This window comes from Micromonospora sp. WMMC250 (assembly GCF_027460215.1).
In the GTDB taxonomy this organism is placed as follows: Bacteria; Actinomycetota; Actinomycetes; order Mycobacteriales; family Micromonosporaceae; genus Micromonospora; species Micromonospora taraxaci.
This window is the reverse complement of the sequence record NZ_JAPZBJ010000002.1, coordinates 3947478-3964111: the sequence shown is the minus strand read 5'-3', so window position 1 is coordinate 3964111 and position 16634 is coordinate 3947478. Positions and strand designations below refer to the sequence as shown.

Here is a 16634-nt window from a genome sequence, read left to right as displayed (position 1 = left end):
GGTTCACCGCTTGCCGGGAGGGAAACCGGCGGCTGTCCGTCGACGCTGGGAGCATGACGAAAACCGATGTCTTCACGTCCCGGGCCGGCTCCCGCTGGCCGGACCGGCTCGCCCCACTGGCCGCCGGTTGGCTCGGCCTGTGGGGCGTGCTGGCCCTGGTCAGCATGCTCACCGACGCCGGCTACCCGCTCGGCCCGAACGACAGCAACGGCGGCGACGTCAGCCTGCTGCGCCTGGTGCCGGTCGAGGTGGCCACCCCGCTCTTCGCCGGCGTGCTGCTCACCGCCGCGGTGGCCGCCCTGGCGATGAGCCGCCCGGCGGCGCGCCCGCCCGGCCCGCTGCGGGCGCTGCTCACCGGCTACGGCTGGGCGGTAGCGTTCGCGCTCGTCCTGGTCGTGCCGGACGTCCGAGTACTGATCGTCCTCGGCTACCTGCCGATACTGATCGTCGGAGCGCCGTTCGGCTGGCCGCCGGTCGACTACGCCGACGTCTTCAACTGGGCGCTGCTCGCCCGGTTCGCGGCGCTGGCCGGCGGGCTGCTGCTGGCCGGTGCGGTGCTCGCCTGGCAGCGCCGTACCACCGGGGCCTGCGTCGGCTGCGGTCGCGCCGACACCGGCCGGCGGTGGACCACCCCGGCCGCCGCCACCCGCTGGGGTCGGTGGGCCGCGGGCATCGCCGCGACCATCCCGCTGACGTACGCGTTGACCCGGTTCGCCTGGGCGGCCGGCATCCCGCTCGGCATCTCCCGCGAGTTCCTCACCGAGATGCAGGACACCGGCCTGGTCTGGGCCGGGTTCGGGCTGGCCGCGTTCGCCACCGTCGGCGCGATCCTCACCCTTGGGCTGGTGCAGCGCTGGGGCGAGCGGTTCCCACGCTGGATGATCGGCCTCGCCGGCCGGCGGGTGCCGGTGAAGCTGGCCGTGCTGCCCGCCACAGTGGTCGCCATCTCCGTGACCGCGGCCTCGCTGGGGCTGCTCAGCAACCCGAAGTTCTGGGAACTCACCGGCGGGCTCAGCCTCACCGGGGCCCCGATGCTCCTCTGGCCACTCTGGGGCGTGGCGCTCGGCGCAGCCACCTACGCGTACCACCTGCGCCGGCGTGGAACCTGCCGGCGCTGCGGTCGGAGCTGACCACACGTGTCGCCGTAGCCAGCTACCGGATCGATGGTCCTTCCCGTCCGGACGCCGGATTTTCCATGGACGGATGGCCGAGAACAATGTCTGCTGGCCGCACTCTGGCGTTGAACCGGATGACCCGCCCGACCCACCGCGCAAACAGCGTGCGGCCGCTAGGATGACCCGGTTCGTCGGCGGGGTCGGCGTTGTGACGGGTCTCGGCCCGGCGGCTTCCGCACAATTCATTGCTCACTCGGGCGCGAGTCCTTTTCGCGGGTGGACGGATCATGATGGATACGACCGATGGCGCACCTCAGGGCACCCTCGTGGATCTCAGCGAGGTGAGCCTCGCCGACCTCCAGGAGCTGGACCAGTCGGTGCTCGCCCACTCGCTACGCCGAATTCTCGACGAGATCGATCGCCCGCAGGAGGCGGTCGCCGGGTGGAATTCGGCGATGTGACGATGCCGGGTGGCGGGCGCGGCTCGATGGGGGCCGCCACGGTAGCCGAGGGCGGCGCGTCCACCCGCCCACGGCCCGTCCCGTTCTCGGAGTTCATCCTCAAGGTCCACAGCCGGTGCAACCTGGCCTGCGACTACTGCTACATGTACGAACTGGCGGACCGCAGCGCCCTCGCCGACCCGCTGCTGATGGCCCCGGACGTCTTCGACAACGCCTGCGAGCGGATACGCGAACACGTTCACGCCCACCGACAGACCGCCGTACGGATCGTCCTGCACGGCGGCGAACCACTCCTGGTCGGCGCTCCCAACCTGGTCCGGATGGCGAGCCGACTCCGGGAGGCGATCGCCCCGTCGCAGGCTCAGATCACCGTGCAGACCAACGGCACACTCCTGACCCGACACGCCCTCACCCTGCTCGCCGACGCCCGGGTGCGGATCGGCGTGAGCCTCGACGGCGACCGGACGGCGAACGACAGGCACCGGCGGTACGCGTCGGGCCGCAGCAGCTACGACGAGGTCGACCGGGCACTGCGCCTGCTCGCCGAGCGGCCCGACGCGTACGCCGGCGTGCTCTGCGTCGTCGACCTCGCCGCCGACCCCCGACAGACCTACGAGGCGTTGCTGTCGTACCGGCCGCCGATGGTGGACTTCCTGCTCCCGCACGCCAACTGGGAGGCGCCGCCGCCACGGCGAGGTGCCGACCCGAGCCCCTACGGCACCTGGTTGGCGGCAGCCTTCGACGCCTGGTACGACACCTCGCCCCGGCTGACCCGGGTCCGACTCTTCGAGGAACTCATCAACCTGCTGTTCGGCGGGCGCAGCCGAACGGAGTCCCTCGGGCTGAGCCCCGTGGCCGCCGTGGTGATTAACACCGATGGGGCGTACGAGCAGGTCGACACGTTGCGCTCCACCTACCCCGGCGCGGTCGACACCGACCTGACCGTCTTCACCGACACCTTCGACGACGTGCTGCACCACCCCGCCGTCATCGCCCGCCAGATCGGGGTGGACGCGCTCGCCGCCACCTGCCGTACGTGCCCGGTGCACCGGGTCTGCGGTGCCGGCAACTACCCGCACCGGTACCGGGCGGGAAGCTTCACCAACCCGTCCGTCTACTGTCCCGACCTTCTGCACCTCATCGCCCACGTCGAGGGACGCCTTCGAGCGGATCTGGCAACCATGCCCCGGGGGCGCTCGTGACGGGATACCACCGGCTCACCCCCGACGACCTCGCGGCGCTCGCGGCCGGCCTCGGTGACCAGCGGACCATCCGACTGCTGCGCGACGGCCAGGTGAGCAAACGCATGCTCCAGTTGCGCGTCCTGCTCGACACGGTGGATTCGGCGGAGACCCGCCGGCACTTCGGGCTGTGGGCGACGGCGGCGGGCCGGTCACCCGAGGCGGGGCCGGCGGTGTTGGCCCTGCCGCACACCGGCGCCTGGTTGGCCGGCGCGCTCCGGCGACTGCGCACGCCCATGCCCTCAGCTGCGGCGTCCGACGCGGCAGCCGGCCGTACGACCGGCGGGCTGGTGGTGCGGGCGGTGACCGAATCGCCAGTCGAAGCCGAGTTGACGGCGCTCGGGTCGCTCGCCGCGGTGGCGGCCCTCCGGGCCGGAATGGACTTCGAGATCAGCGTCGTGCCGCGCGACGGCGCCGTCTACCTGCCCACGCTCGGGCTGGCGCGGGTCGGGGACGCGCAGCGGGTGACCATCTCGCGGGTGGGGCCGCGACTCCTGATCGGGCCGGTCGAGGTGTCACCGGCTTCGCCGTCGGACCCGGGACCGGGCGCGGAGAGCGCCGGCTGGTCCGGCCTGCACCGACTGCGCAGCACCGCCGACGGGCTGACGCTGCGGATCACCCTCGACGACCTCGACCCGTACCGGGACCGGCACCGGCTCTGCGCCGCCGAGCGGCTCACACCCGCCGAGGTCGCCGAGTGGCAACAGCTGCTGGACGACGCGTGGCCGATCCTGGTACGCCACCACCGCCGGCACGCCGAGGCGATCGCCGAGGGACTGGGCTGGCTCGTGCCGCTGGTGGCCGACTCGGTCAGCGCCGGGGTCAACGTCACCAGCATGGACGCGTTCGGTTCGGTCTCGATGACCCGTCCGATCGACGGGCAGGCGTTCGCGCTCGGCCTGCTGCACGAGTTCCAGCACGCCAAACTCGGTGCGACGCTCGACGTCGAACCCCTCTACGAGCGCGACGACAGTCGGTACTACTACGCCCCCTGGCGCGACGACCCGCGCCCCCTCGGGGCCGCCCTCCAGGGCGTGTACGCGTTCATCGCGGTGACTGAGTTCTGGCGGGGGCGTCGCGCGCTGCTCACCGGCGGCCCGGCCCGGATGGCCGAGGTGGAGTTCGCACGTTGGCGCGACCGTGTCTCTCGCACCTGCGCGGACATCGAGTCGTTCGGCCGCCTGACCGCCGCCGGCCGCGAATTCGTCGCCGGCCTGCGGCGGGTCATCGACGACTGGCGGGACCCGGTGGATCAGGGAGCTGCCGAACTCGCCCGGGAGGCCGCCGAGGACCACTGGACGGTCTGGCGGCTGCGGAACCGCCGACCGGACCCACACGTCGTACACCAGCTCGCCGCCGCCCGCGCGGCCGGACTGCCCTGCCCCGCCGTCACCGTCGTGCTGCGGGTGGAGCCGGCCGACGGCCGGTGGCTGAGCCTCAGCCCGCGGCTCGACCTGGTCCGGCTGCGGCTGACCGATCCGGAGCGGTTCATGCGGCTGCGTACCGGCGCGGAACCCCTCGTGGACGCACTGCCCACGGCGTCCGACGGGGACCTCGCCCTCGCCGCCGGGGATGACCTCGCCGCACGCGAGAGCTATCGCCGGCAGGTGTGCGCCGACCCGGAACTGCTGTCCGCCTGGGTCGGACTGGCCCTCGCCGAGCAGCGGTTGACGGCGGCGCAAAAGATCGGCGGGGCCGACCCGGAGCTGTGCCGCGCGGTATACCGGCAGCTGGCTACGGACGGGCACCCGGAGGACCCGTTGGAGCTGTCCCGCTGGCTCTCGCCGGTGACCTGCGTGGCGGCACCGGGCATCGAACCAGACGGAGGACCGTCGGTCACGTCGGTGGCGGTTCCAGATCGCAGTTGAGGCGGTTCGCCTCGACCAGAGCGATGGTGTTCGGGTGGTGCTCACCCAGGACACGGCGGAAGAGAGGCATCACCGAGTCGCGCAGGGCGCGGGCGCCCCGGTGGTCGCCGGCGACACTCAAACTCGTGGCCAGGTTGTTCGCCACCGCCAGAGTGTCCGGGTGCGACGGGCCGAGGATGCGCTGGGCCCGCTCGTAGCAGTCCTGGTCGGTGGCGAGGGCCGCCGCGAACTCCCGGCGCCCGTACCAACAGTTGGCGAGGTTGATGTTCGCCGCCAGCGTGTACGGGTGGTCGGCGCCGATCTGTTCGGTGAACCGGTTGACGACCTCGTCGGACAACGCGAACGCCGCGTCCAGGTCCCCGGCCTTCCGCAGGAAGATGGCCAGGTTGTTGCCGTAGGCCAGGGTGAACAGATGGTCCTCACCCATCGCGTCCCGATACCAGCGGTACACCGGGCGCGCCCGGCGGAGCGCGCCCGCGTCGTCCTCCAGGGCGGACTCGTCACAGGCCAGATTCATCGCGGCGGCCTGCACGTCCGGATGATCGGGACCGTGCCGGCGGCGGGAACGGACCAGCACGTCAGCGCTCAACGTGTGGGCCCGCTCGAACTCGCCCAGCTTCCGCAGGGTCACCGCGTAGCTCTTGCTCACCCGTAGGGTCTCGCTGTCCTCCTCCCCGAGCACCTGCCGGTCCGCCTGCACGGCCGCCTCCAGGACCCGTCGGGACTCGGTGAGGTCGCCGGTGTCGCGGAGGTCCCTGCCGTACTGCCCCTCGGAGAAGAGAGTGAACGGGTGCATCGGCCCGAGGGTGTCGCGGCGGCGCGTCAACGTGCGCTCGTTGAGCCGCAACGCCCCGCGCAGGTCACCGACCAGACGCAGCGACAGGGCCAGGTTGTGCGCGGCGATCAGCGCCCGCGAGTGCTCCTCGCCGAACACCTCACGGGCCAACTCCTCCGTCCGGGTGTCCAACTCGCGCGCCCGTTCGAAGAACCCCAACGCGCGCAGGTCCGCGGCGAGACTGCCGGCCACGATCACCGTGTACTCGTGGTTCTCGCCGAGAGTGTCGGAGAGCCGCTGGTACACGTCCCGATCGATCTCGTACGCGGCCTTGTACTGCGCTTCGAGGCGCAGCGCGTTGGCGAGGTGGAAGCGCATCATCTGGGTCGGCGGGTCGTCCGCGCCGTGCTCCACCCGCCACGCCTCGATCGCCTTCTCGGCCAGCTCCGAGCAGGTGGCGAAGTCGACCCGGGTCCACATGTAACGGGCCACGTCCAGCAGCAGTTGCCGAACCTCCGGCTGCGGTGAGTTGAGGGTCTTCGACGGCAGCAGGTGGGGCCAGAGATCGGCGTAGACCGACCAGTTGCGGGGCTGGTCGGGGTCCTTCGGGTTGGCGGCGGCGAGGATCGCGTGCACGTGCCGCCGGTTCTCCGCCTTGGCCTCGTCGGACAGAGATTCCCGGATCAGCTCCTGCACCAGCGGGTGCATGCGCAGGCTGGCCTGGTTGCCGTCGTCACCGCCGTCCGGGGTGCGTCCGCGGACGTTGTCGATGCGGGCCAGCGAGTATCGGCCGACATCCCGCAACGCGCGACCCATGAGCAGCGGATCGCGTACCGAGGGATCGTAGGGGAGCAGCACGTTGACGAAGCTGTCGTCGTAGAGCAGCGACATCGGGATCGGCTCGGCGGCGAAGAACGCGCAGACCTCCAGCAGCTTCGCCGCCGCCGGGTTGCGCTCCCGCAGGCTCTCCAGCGAGACGAGCCACGGCTCCGCGCCGGTCTGCCGATAGTCGGTGGGCAACTCGTCGGAGAGCATGCCGGGCAGGTAGCGGCGTAGCCGCCGCAGGTACTGTGTGGCCGACTCGCCGGTGGTCGCCAGCCACGCCCCGGCCTGTTCCACGGCGAGCGGCAGGTCGCCGAGGCGCGCGGCGACCATCTCCGCGTCGGCCAGGGACAGGCGGGGGATTCGCCGACGGAGCAACGTGGTGCTCTCCAACCGGTCGAAGGCGCCCACCTCGAAGTTGCGGGCATGCCGCGCCCAGACATGGTTGCGCGTGGTGACGAGGACGTGCCCGGGGCCCTGCGGCATGAGGTCGTGCAACTCGGCCGGGTCGTCGGCGTTGTCCAGCACCAACAGCCACCGCCGGTACGGGTCGCCCCGCCGCAGGGCGTCCAGCACCCACTGGACCCGCTCGGTGACGTTGCCACCGAGTGGCGTGTCCGCCTTGGCGGCCAGCCGGTCGGCGAGCGAGGCCAGGGCGAGCCGCATCACGCTCGGCTGCTGCGCGGAGATCCACCAGACGACGTCGTACTCGGCGCGGAAGCGGTAGGCGTATTCCAAGGCGATCTGGCTCTTGCCGACGCCGCCCAGACCGTGCAGCGCCAGCGGGGTGTGCCGGGCCTCGGCCGACGACAGCCAGTCGCGCATCTCCTCCAGGAGCGAGCTGCGGCCGACGAACTGGACGTTACGCGGCAACGGCACCCGCCAGACCGGCGGTTCGTTGCCCGGGAACCGTCGACGTTGCCCGGCGCCCTCCGGGTCGGTCGCCGGGCAGGCGGGGTGGTCCAGTGCTTCGAGCAAACGGCTGGCGGCCTCCTCCTCGGTGGCGCCCACCAGGTCCACCGGGACCCGCTCCAGGAACACCGCCGGCGCGCGGGAATTGTCCAGCCGGACGGGCACCAGGAAGGTGCCGCCGCTGCCCGCCTCGAAGGTGGTGGCCTGGGACCACAACTCGCCGGCGTTCGGCGACTGCATGTATTCCTGGGACAGCAGCACCACCAGCCGGGCGGCGTCCTTGAAACCGACGGCCGTCGCCGCCCCGCCACCGGGGCTGGCCGGGAAGTCGACCTCCCGCATCACCGTGTGCAGGCCCGCCGACCGGAGTTCGTCGCGGACCCACTCGGCCCAGGACCGGTCGAGGGAGACGTAGCTGACGAACACGTCGGGTGTCGCACCGGAGATGCGCTGCCGCTCGAACTTCGCCAACCACTGGCGGCGCAGCCGATCCTCCATCGGCGGGAGGCTGTCGACGGCGTTCTCGGTGATCGCCCTGGCGAGTCGCTCGTAGGCGGCGAGCAGGGTGCCCTCGTGGTGGGCCCGGTCGCCGAACCCGGCCAGGATCTCCTCGTACGCGTAGTAGGGCTGGTAGGGGATCTCGATCTCGCCCCAGTATTTGTCGCTCTCCTCGGGCGAGGTGCGCGGCAGCAGCGGCGCGAAGCGGCGGCGCGCGTGGTCGCGTCCCGCCTCCAACTTGAGCTGCTCGGCGTTGTCGACCCGCATCGGCACCGGCAGGATCCGGACCGGTCGGTCGCCGCGTTGCCGGATGATGGAGCGGGTGACGCCGGCAGCTCCGTCGATGCTCTGGTCGTTGAGCGTGAACGACGTCACCACGGCATCGGGCAGTCGCACGGTGCAGATGCCGGCGCCGTCGCTGACACCGGTACGGCTGTCGATCAGCACGTAGTCGTAGTGCTCCCGCATGCTGGCGGCCAACGCGTCGAGGAAGCTGTTGCCGCCCAACTTCTCGAAGAACGCCTGCCAGTCGAACGTGCTCACGGCCTTCGTGTACGCCGTGTCCTGTCTGCCGGCCGGCAGGAGGTCCAGACTGCCCCGTGCGACCGGACCCGCGGAGGGTCGAACGGCAGCGGCGGGAGCGAGGAAGTCCCAGTGCAGCGAGACGGCGTGGTGCAAGACGTCGGCCGCGCTGCCCAGCCAGTCCTCGTCCTCCGTCTCCTCCAATGGTCGAACGACAGCCTCGGCGTAGTCGCGGACCATGTCGATGACCCCGGTCGAGGTCCGCAGGTCCTTGTCGAGGAGGAACGGGTGGAAATACTTGTGCAGACCGGGGGATTCCAGGTCCCAGTCGACGGCGAGCACCCGGTACCCGTTGGACGCCAGGATCCAGGCCACGTTGGCGAGCGCCATGGTGCGACCGGTGCCGCCCTTGTACGAGTAGAACGTGATGATTCGACCCTCGACACCGTCGCCGGTGATGCCCGGTTCAGCGCTCGTCGTCACGGCCGTCCTCCGCTGCGGTGTCGTCGCCTTCCGCCCCCCAGGGCCCGTCGATGCGTGGTGGTCGGGAGTCGGTGGCGGGGCCCGGAGGCCGGTGCACCGCTCCTCGGCTGAACACCCGGTTACGGGCGACCTCCAGCACCTCCGGCAACTCCTCCTGGAAGGCGCGGTGGGTGAGGATGTTGGATCGGTACAGCTCGTCGTCCGAGGCCAACTCGTCGAAGATCTCCCGGCAGGCGCGGGACAGCGACTGCCAGTGCTCTCGGGTCTCGGTGTCGTCACGACTGCTCGGGATCAGCACCGCCGTGGTGCCACCGTCGCGCAGGGCGGCGGCGGCATGGACGGTCAGCGACTGCCGCTGCTCGGGCAGGCGGGTCAGCCAGGCGTCGACGATCAGCACCATGATCTGGTTGTAACGGGCCGCCTGCTCGGCGCGGCGGGCCAGCTCGGTCAGGTCCACGACCGTCGACCGGTAGCTGTGGTCGGCGGCGATCTCACGCGCGTAGTCGACGACCGGGTCGGGGAACGGCGGTCCGTACGGTGCCCAGGCCAACGCGCGGTCGCCGTAGGTGGTCACGTGCTGGCGTACCGTGCTCATCTCGTCCCGGTGTGACGCCGCGACGATGAAGTGGACCAGCATCGGCGCGAACTGGTCGACGTCGGCGGTGAGCGGCCCGGCGCCGGCGGGGCGGTGGAAGGCGCTGACGACGGACCGGAGATCGATGGAACGTTGGACGTCCGGCAGGGGATGTTCCTCCACACTGGACACGATCTGGCTGGCCAGCTCGAAGAGGAACGTGCGGTAGTCGTCGCTGTGCCGCTGGAGCCGCATCAACTGCCGGACCCCCAGCCGCTGATAGAGGTCACCGAGGCTGTGGGAGGAATATTGCAGGGGGGACGCGACCGGATGGATGCGGCCGGGTCGGGCCGGAATCCACATCAGCGGCTTGAGGAGCGAGCTGTCCACGCCGTTCTGCTGGTCGAAGCGGGCAGTGCGGTCGGCGAAGATCTGCCATTCCTGACCGCAGGCCTCACTCTGGAAATACCTCGGGGTCATCAGAGCGAGGAACGACCGGCACGTGCTCAGCGCCTCGACCAGCCGCTGCGGCCACCGCTCGCCCAGCAGGATGGTCCGATCCACGAAACCGACCCGCTCGTCGCGGGGTAGACCCGCGATCAGCCGTACCTCTGCGCTGAGATCCTCGTAAAGACGTTGGACCAGTGCGTCCTCGTCGCCCCTCGCGTAACTGAGGAAGAAGTACAGCACCGCACCTCCGCGCCGGGAGAGGTTGACCATCGGATGGCCGGGCCGTGACCCCGTCGGTCACGACCATTGTGCGGCGGCCGTGGCGGCGAAGCTAACCGTGAGTATAGGGGCGGAGACCACGCGCCACAGCCCACCGATCGGCGTATCCAGAGGGCGTCTCGGATATCACTTTCCGTATCGGCGTGGGTCGACTCCGGCGTGAGCTAGCGTGGGTCGGGTGACTGCGCCTAACCAGGTAATCCCGGTTCCACCGGCCGACCTGCCCAGCACGCTCGGCGCGCTACGGGCGGCCGGTCACCAATATCGCACCGTCAAGCAGGAACTCCGCGACAACCTCCTCGCCCGGATGCGCTCCGGCGACGCCCGTTTCCCCGGCATCGTCGGGTACGACGACAGCGTGCTGCCCGAGGTCGAACGGGCACTGCTCGCCGGGCACGACATGGTGCTGCTCGGCGAGCGCGGTCAGGGCAAGACCCGACTGATCCGCTCGCTCGGCGCGCTCCTCGACGAGTGGACGCCGGTCATCCCCGGCTCGGTGCTCAACGAGCACCCGATGCACCCGCTCACGCCGGCGTCGCGCGCCCAGGTCGCCGAGGCCGGTGACGACCAGCCGGTCGGCTGGCTGCACCGCTCGATGCGGTACGGCGAGAAGCTCGCCACCCCGGACACCAGCGTCGGCGACCTGATCGGTGACGTCGACCCGATCCGGATCGCCCAGGGCCGCACCCTCGGCGACCCGGAAACCATTCACTTCGGGTTGGTGCCCCGCACCAACCGGGGTATCTTCGCCGTCAACGAGCTGCCCGACCTGGCCGAGCGGATCCAGGTGGCCCTCCTCAACGTGCTGGAGGAACGGGACATCCAGGTCCGCGGCTACCAGCTGCGGCTTCCGCTCGACCTGCTCCTGGTCGCCAGCGCCAACCCGGAGGACTACACCAACCGGGGTCGGATCATCACTCCGCTCAAGGACCGGTTCGGCGCGGAGATCCGCACCCACTACCCGGTCGACCTGGACCTCGAGCTGGCGTTGATCCGGCAGGAGGGCGACCTGGTCGCCGAGGTGCCGGAGCACGTGCTGGAGGTCCTGGCCCGCTTCGCTCGGGCGGTACGGGAGTCGCCGTCGGTGGACCCGCGCTCCGGCGTCTCCGCCCGGTTCGCGATCGCCGCCGCCGAGACCGTCGCCGGTGCCGCGCTGCGCCGCTCCGGCCTGCTCGCCGCCATCGGTGACCAGGACGACCGCCCCGAGGCGGCGGTGGCCCGGGTCGGCGACGCCGTGTCGGTGACCAGCACCCTGCGCGGCAAGGTGGAGTTCGAGAGCGGCGAGGAGGGGCGGGAGATCGAGATCCTCGCGCACCTGCTGCGTACCGCGACCGCCGAGACGTTCCGGGCACACCTGTCCGGGCTGGACCTGTCCGGTTTCACGGCGCTCGTCGGAGACGGGGCGGCGATCGAGACCGGCGAGCTGGTCGGCGCCGCCGAACTGCTGCGGCAGGTCGGCACGGTGCCCGGTCTGGCGAAGGTCCTCGACCGGCTCGGCCTGGGCGACGCGCCCACCCCGGAGGAGGCAGCGGCTGCCGTCGAGTTCGTGCTGGAAGGGCTGCACCTGACCCGCCGGCTCGGCAAGGACGTCACCGACTCCGGGCGCACCGTCTACGGCGGCCGGGGCTGACAGTGGCCGGCAACCGGTTCCGGTACGGGCAGTGGACCGGCGGGCCCGACCCGCTGGCACCCCCGTACGACGTGCGGGAGGCAGTGGACGCCGTCGGCGCCGAGGTGCTGGCTGGCGGCAGCCTGCGAGAGGCGTTGCGTGATCTGCTGCGGCGTGGCCCCCAGGGGCGGGGTGGGCTGGACGACCTGGCGGCGCGGGCTCGGCGGCTGCGCCGGGAGGCGCTGCGTCGCGGTGACCTGGACGGCGCGGTGACCAGGGCCCAGGCCCTGCTCGACCAGGCTCTCGCCGCCGAGCGGGACGAGCTTCGGGGCCGTGCCGACGACGCCGCGCGGTTCGCCGAGTCGGTGCTGGACAACCTGCCCCGCTCGACGGCGCGGGCGGTGGAGGAGCTGTCCGGCTACCAGTGGGCCAGCGACGACGCCCGCCGTTCGTACCAGCGGATTCTCGACCAACTCCGCGACGACGTGCTCGGTCAGCGCTTCGCCGGGCTGCGCGACGCCGTGCGGGCGTCCGCCGACCCGGCCGCCCAGCAGCGGCTCGCCGAGATGATGGGTGACCTGAACGACCTGCTGGCCCGGCACGGTCGCGCGGAGGACACCACCGACGCGTTCGCCGAGTTCATGCGTCGACACGGCGACTTCTTCCCGGAGAAGCCGGAGACCGTCGACGAGTTGATCGACGTGTTGGCCCGCCGTTCGGCGGCGGGCGAGCGCTTGATGAACTCGCTGTCCGACCGGCAGCGCGCCGAGTTGGCCGGTCTGATGCAGCAGTCGCTCGGCGACCGCCTCGCGGGGGAGTTGTCAGCGCTCGACGAGAATCTGCGGGCGCTGCGCCCTGACCTGCGGTGGGGGCGCGGTGAGCGGGTCCGGGGCGAGCAACCGCTGGGCTACGCCGACGCGGCCGGGGCGTTGGGTGAGATCGGCGAGCTGGACGACCTGTTGGACCAGCTCGACCAGGAGCATCCCGGGGCGACCCTGGACGACGTGGACGTGGAAGCGGTGGCCCGCACGCTGGGGCGGGACGCGGCCGACGACGTCCGCCGGTTGCGCGATCTGGAGCGGGAGCTACGCCGGCAGGGCTGGGTGAGTCGGGACGCGGAAGGGCTCACGCTGAGCCCGAAGGCGCTGCGCAGGCTCGGTGGAACGGCGCTGCGACGGGTCTTCGCCGACCTGACCGCCGGGCCGCGAGGCCAGCACGACCTGCGCTCCGCGGGGGCCGCCGGCGAGGTCAGCGGCGCGTCCAGACCCTGGGAGTACGGCGACGAGCAGCCGTTGGACGTGGTCCGGACGTTGACCCGTGCGGTCAGTCGGGGCGGGCCGACGGTCCCGGTGCAGCTCGCGGTGGACGACTTCGAGGTGGTGGAGACCGAGAGGCGGGCTTCGGCGGCGGTGGTGCTCTGCGTCGACCTGTCGTACTCGATGATCTCCCAGGGTCGTTGGGGCCCGATGAAGCAGACGGCGTTGGCGCTGGCGCACCTGATGGAGACGCGCTTCCCGCAGGACGCCCTGCAGATCGTGGGTTTCGGCCGGGAGGCGATGACGCTCACCCAGCAGGAGCTGGCCGCCGTCGAGCCGGACATGGAGCAGGGCACCAACCTCCAGCACGCGTTGCGGCTGGCGGGACGACACCTGCGTCGGCACCCGGACGCCGAGCCGGTGGTGCTGGTGGTCACCGACGGGGAACCCACCGCGCACCTGGACCCGGACGAAGGGGAGGCACTGTTCCACTGGCCGCCGCTCCCGGAGACGATCGAGGCGACGGTCCGTGAGGTGGACCGGCTGAGTCGGTACGGCGCCACGCTCAACCTGTTCATGCTCGGCGACGACCCGGGTCTGCGGCGCTTCGTCGACGCGGTGGCCCGCCGTAGCCGGGGCCGCATGTTCACGCCGGACACCGATGACCTCGGCGAGTACGTGGTCTCCGACTACCTCCGCTCCCGCCAATCCCGCCGCTAAGTCCCCGGTGGGCGGGTTGACTGGGGGGATGGCGGAGAGCGGGGGGTTGCGGCGGGCCTACGGGGCATTGTTGGCCGAGGTGGATGCCGGTGGGTTCGGTCCGGCACCGGAGGGGCAGCTCAGCGCGGAGCAGATCGTCGCCCATCTGGTCGCCAACGACGAGCTGATGATCCAGGCCACCGAGGCGTTGCTGGCCGGGTCGCCGTTCGCCTACTACGAGCTGGAGGAGGACATCCACCGTCCGCAGCTCGACGCGCTGGCCGCCGAGCAGGGGGGCCTGCGTGGCCTGACCGCCCTGCTGCACACCACCAGTGACCGCCTGTGCGGGCTCGTCGACCAGCTCGGCCTGGCGGCGGAGACCCCGGTCGAGACGCACCTCCGTGAGGGCTTCGACCTCGTCGTGGACGAGTCGCTGCCCTGGTCCCGCACCCTGGACCTGCACGCCCGGGTCCACCTGCCCAAACACCAGGCGCAACTCCAGATGCTCCGCGCCTAGGCCGCTGGCCTACTGGCCTTGACCCTGCCCCGGGCATTCTTCCCCTCTGACCCTCAGATCCTCGGCCGGCTGGTCCTGGCCCGCTGGTTCTCGGGGCTCATCGCTGCAAGGCCTCCGTCGTCGGCTGTCGGAGCCGGCAGCAATGCCGACGGTGCGCCAGCGCGGCGGGGCGCCGGGGCAGCGGGTCAGCTCTCCACCAGCTCAGGGCGGGGGTGGAAGGTGCGGCGGTAGGTCGACGGCGCCACGCCGATGCGTTGGTGGAGTTGCTGGCGCAGGGCGGCGGTGGTGCCGAAACCGGACCGGTGGGCGACCTGGTCGACGGTGAGGTCGGTCGTCTCCAGCAGCAGCCTCGCGTGGTCGGTGCGTTGTTGCAGCAGCCACTGCGCGGGGCTCAGGCCGGTCTCCGACCGGAAACGCCTGGTGAAGGTGCGCACGCTCATCCGTGCCTGCTCGGCCAGGTCGCGGAGGGCGATCGGCTCGTGCAGTCGCTGCCGCGCCCACTCCCGCGCGCCCGCGGTGCTGGTGTCGGTGACCTTCGGCACCGGTCGTTCGATGTACTGCGCCTGACCGCCGTCGCGCCAGGGAGGCATCACGCAGCGGCGGGCCGCTCGGTTGGCCACCTCGCTTCCGTGGTCGAGGCGGATGACGTGCAGGCAGAGGTCGATCCCGGCGGCGACCCCGGCCGAGGTGAGCACCGGGCCGTCGGCGATGAAGAGCACACCCGGGTCGAGGTCCACCCGGGGGTGCAGGCGGCGGAACTGCTCGGCGTACGCCCAGTGGGTGGTCGCCCGACGACCGTCGAGCAGCCCGGCGGCGGCCAGCACGAACGCTCCCGTGCAGATCGACACGATCCGGACACCGCGCTCGTGCGCGGCGCGCAGCGCCCCGGTCACCTCCGGTTCGACGGTGCCCATGGTCAGGGCGTTGCCGGCGTGGATGCCCGGAACGATCACCGTGTCGGCGGTGTCGAGCAGCTCCAGGCCATGGTCGGGGACCACCTGGAAGCCGGCGGTGCTGCGGACCGGTCGTCCACCCGGGGTGCACACCCGCACGTCGTAGAAGTGCGTCTGGTCGGCGGACCGGGCGGTGCTGAAGACCTGCGACGGGGTGCCGAGGTCCAGGCCGACGACCTGGTCCAGGGCGAGTACGGCGATCCGGTGCGGGCGAACGGTCATGGCCCGATTATTGCGCATGATGGCTTTCCGGCCACTCGTCGTTGCGGTGAACCCCGCACAGACTGGTCCGGTGACCAAGAACCGCCGTCTGCATCCCGCCTGGCTGGTCGCCGCCGTCGCCTTCGTGGCGCTGGTCGGCGCGGCCGGCTTCCGTGCCACACCCTCGGTGCTGCTGCACCCGCTGCACGAGGAGTTCGGGTGGCCACTGGCCACGATCTCGGCGGCCGTCTCGGTCAACCTGCTGCTCTACGGGCTGACCGCGCCGTTCGCCGCCGCCCTGATGGACCGGTTCGGCATCCGCCGGGTGGTGTCGGTGGCGTTGCTGCTGGTCGCCGCCGGCAGCGGGCTGACCGTCTTCATGAACGCCAGCTGGCAGCTCCTGCTCTGCTGGGGGGTGCTCGTCGGGTTGGGCACCGGTTCGATGGCGTTGGCGTTCGTGGCCACCATCACCGGGCGCTGGTTCGTCCACCGTAGGGGCCTGGTCACCGGGGTGCTGACCGCCGGCGGGGCCGCCGGGCAGTTGGTGTTCCTGCCGCTGATCGCCATCCTGGTACGCGACCACGGCTGGCGCACGGCGGCGCTCGTCGTGGCCGGGGCAGCGCTCGCGGTCGTACCCCTGGTGGTGTGGTTCCTGCGCGAGCACCCGGCGGACCTCGGTCTGCCCGCCTACGGCGCGACCGAAGTCGTTGCCGCACCGCCGGCGACCGGTGGCGCGGCCACCCGCGCGGTCGGCGCGCTGGCGACCGCCGCCCGGACCCGGCCGTTCTGGCTGCTGGCCGGCGGTTTCGCGATCTGCGGGGCGACGACCAACGGCCTCGTCGGTACGCACTTCGTGCCGGCCGCGCACGACCACGGCATGCCGCAGACCACGGCGGCCGGGCTGCTCGCCCTGGTGGGGCTCTTCGACATCGTCGGCACCATCGCGTCGGGCTGGCTCACCGACCGGGTGGACAGTCGGTTGCTGCTCGGCCTGTACTACGCGCTGCGCGGACTGTCCCTGCTCGTGCTGCCGAGCCTGTTCTCCGGCACCGCCGAGCCGAGCATGCTGGTGTTCATCGTCTTCTACGGCCTGGACTGGGTGGCCACCGTGCCGCCGACGGTGGCGTTGTGCCGGGAGTACTTCGGTGGGGCCGGAGCTGTCGTGTTCGGTTGGGTGTTCGCGGCGCACCAGTTCGGCGCGGCGCTCGCCGCGACCGGCGCGGGGCTGGTGCGGGACCGGCTCGGCGACTACGCGATGGCCTGGTACGTGGCGGGCGCGCTGTCGATCGGCGCTGCCGGCCTGTCGTTGCTGCTGCGTCGGCGACCCGGTCGGCCGGTGCCGGAGGCCGTGCTCGCCGCCGCGACCGCGCCCAGGGCGTGGAGCTTCCGAGGCTGAGAC

11 protein-coding genes are annotated in these 16634 nt (G+C 71.7%); 8 read left to right on the top strand and 3 right to left on the bottom strand.

Annotated features, from left to right (window positions below; translation table 11 throughout):
* Positions 1–53 precede the first annotated feature (53 nt).
* From O3438_RS17610 to O3438_RS17595, 4 genes are all read left to right on the top strand, one after another.
* The gene (locus tag O3438_RS17610) at positions 54–1130 is read left to right on the top strand and encodes a hypothetical protein (protein WP_269680996.1); all 1077 of its coding nucleotides are present in this window, start codon (positions 54–56) and stop codon (positions 1128–1130) included.
* Between the two features lie 275 nt (positions 1131–1405).
* Positions 1406–1576 carry an FxSxx-COOH cyclophane-containing RiPP peptide gene (fxsA, locus tag O3438_RS17605; RefSeq protein ID WP_269680995.1) on the top strand — a complete coding sequence of 57 codons (171 nt, stop codon included), beginning with the start codon at positions 1406–1408 and terminating at the stop codon, positions 1574–1576.
* The gene (locus O3438_RS17600) at positions 1558–2778 is read left to right on the top strand and encodes an FxsB family cyclophane-forming radical SAM/SPASM peptide maturase (RefSeq protein ID WP_269680994.1); all 1221 of its coding nucleotides are present in this window, start codon (positions 1558–1560) and stop codon (positions 2776–2778) included. Before fxsA ends, O3438_RS17600 begins: the two co-directional genes overlap by 19 nt.
* Positions 2775–4685 (top strand): HEXXH motif domain-containing protein, encoded by a 1911-nt coding sequence (locus O3438_RS17595; protein ID WP_269680993.1) that lies wholly within the window; start codon positions 2775–2777, stop codon positions 4683–4685. The genes O3438_RS17600 and O3438_RS17595 overlap by 4 nt, the downstream gene beginning before the upstream one ends.
* Here the strand turns inward: O3438_RS17595 and fxsT are convergent.
* Both fxsT and O3438_RS17585 read right to left on the bottom strand, forming a co-directional pair.
* Complete coding sequence (gene fxsT / locus O3438_RS17590) at positions 4654–8697, bottom strand: FxSxx-COOH system tetratricopeptide repeat protein (protein ID WP_269680992.1); 4044 nt, start codon at positions 8695–8697, stop codon at positions 4654–4656. The genes O3438_RS17595 and fxsT overlap by 32 nt on opposite strands.
* Positions 8681–9961 carry a TIR-like protein FxsC gene (locus tag O3438_RS17585; protein ID WP_269680991.1) on the bottom strand — a complete coding sequence of 427 codons (1281 nt, stop codon included), beginning with the start codon at positions 9959–9961 and terminating at the stop codon, positions 8681–8683. The genes fxsT and O3438_RS17585 overlap by 17 nt, the downstream gene beginning before the upstream one ends.
* 208 nt (positions 9962–10169) lie before the next feature.
* Here O3438_RS17585 and O3438_RS17580 point away from each other — a divergent pair, with 208 nt between their 5' ends.
* From O3438_RS17580 to O3438_RS17570, 3 genes are read left to right on the top strand one after another with little or no spacing between them, the layout of a single operon-like run.
* Positions 10170–11630, top strand: a complete 1461-nt coding sequence (locus O3438_RS17580) for a sigma 54-interacting transcriptional regulator (RefSeq protein ID WP_269680990.1) — start codon at positions 10170–10172, stop codon at positions 11628–11630.
* A gap of 2 nt (positions 11631–11632) precedes the next feature.
* Positions 11633–13585 carry a VWA domain-containing protein gene (locus tag O3438_RS17575; RefSeq protein ID WP_269680989.1) on the top strand — a complete coding sequence of 651 codons (1953 nt, stop codon included), beginning with the start codon at positions 11633–11635 and terminating at the stop codon, positions 13583–13585.
* A 28-nt stretch (positions 13586–13613) separates the two neighbouring features.
* Complete coding sequence (locus O3438_RS17570) at positions 13614–14081, top strand: hypothetical protein (protein WP_269680988.1); 468 nt, start codon at positions 13614–13616, stop codon at positions 14079–14081.
* 185 nt (positions 14082–14266) lie between these two features.
* Here O3438_RS17570 and O3438_RS17565 read toward each other — a convergent pair whose 3' ends face one another.
* Positions 14267–15274 carry a GlxA family transcriptional regulator gene (locus O3438_RS17565; RefSeq protein ID WP_269680987.1) on the bottom strand — a complete coding sequence of 336 codons (1008 nt, stop codon included), beginning with the start codon at positions 15272–15274 and terminating at the stop codon, positions 14267–14269.
* Position 15275: 1 nt separating this feature from the next.
* On the opposite strand from O3438_RS17565, the gene O3438_RS17560 reads away from it, so the two are divergent.
* On the top strand, positions 15276–16631 hold the full coding sequence (locus tag O3438_RS17560; RefSeq protein WP_442929615.1) for an MFS transporter: 1356 nt from the start codon (positions 15276–15278) through the stop codon (positions 16629–16631).
* Positions 16632–16634: the final 3 nt, after the last annotated feature.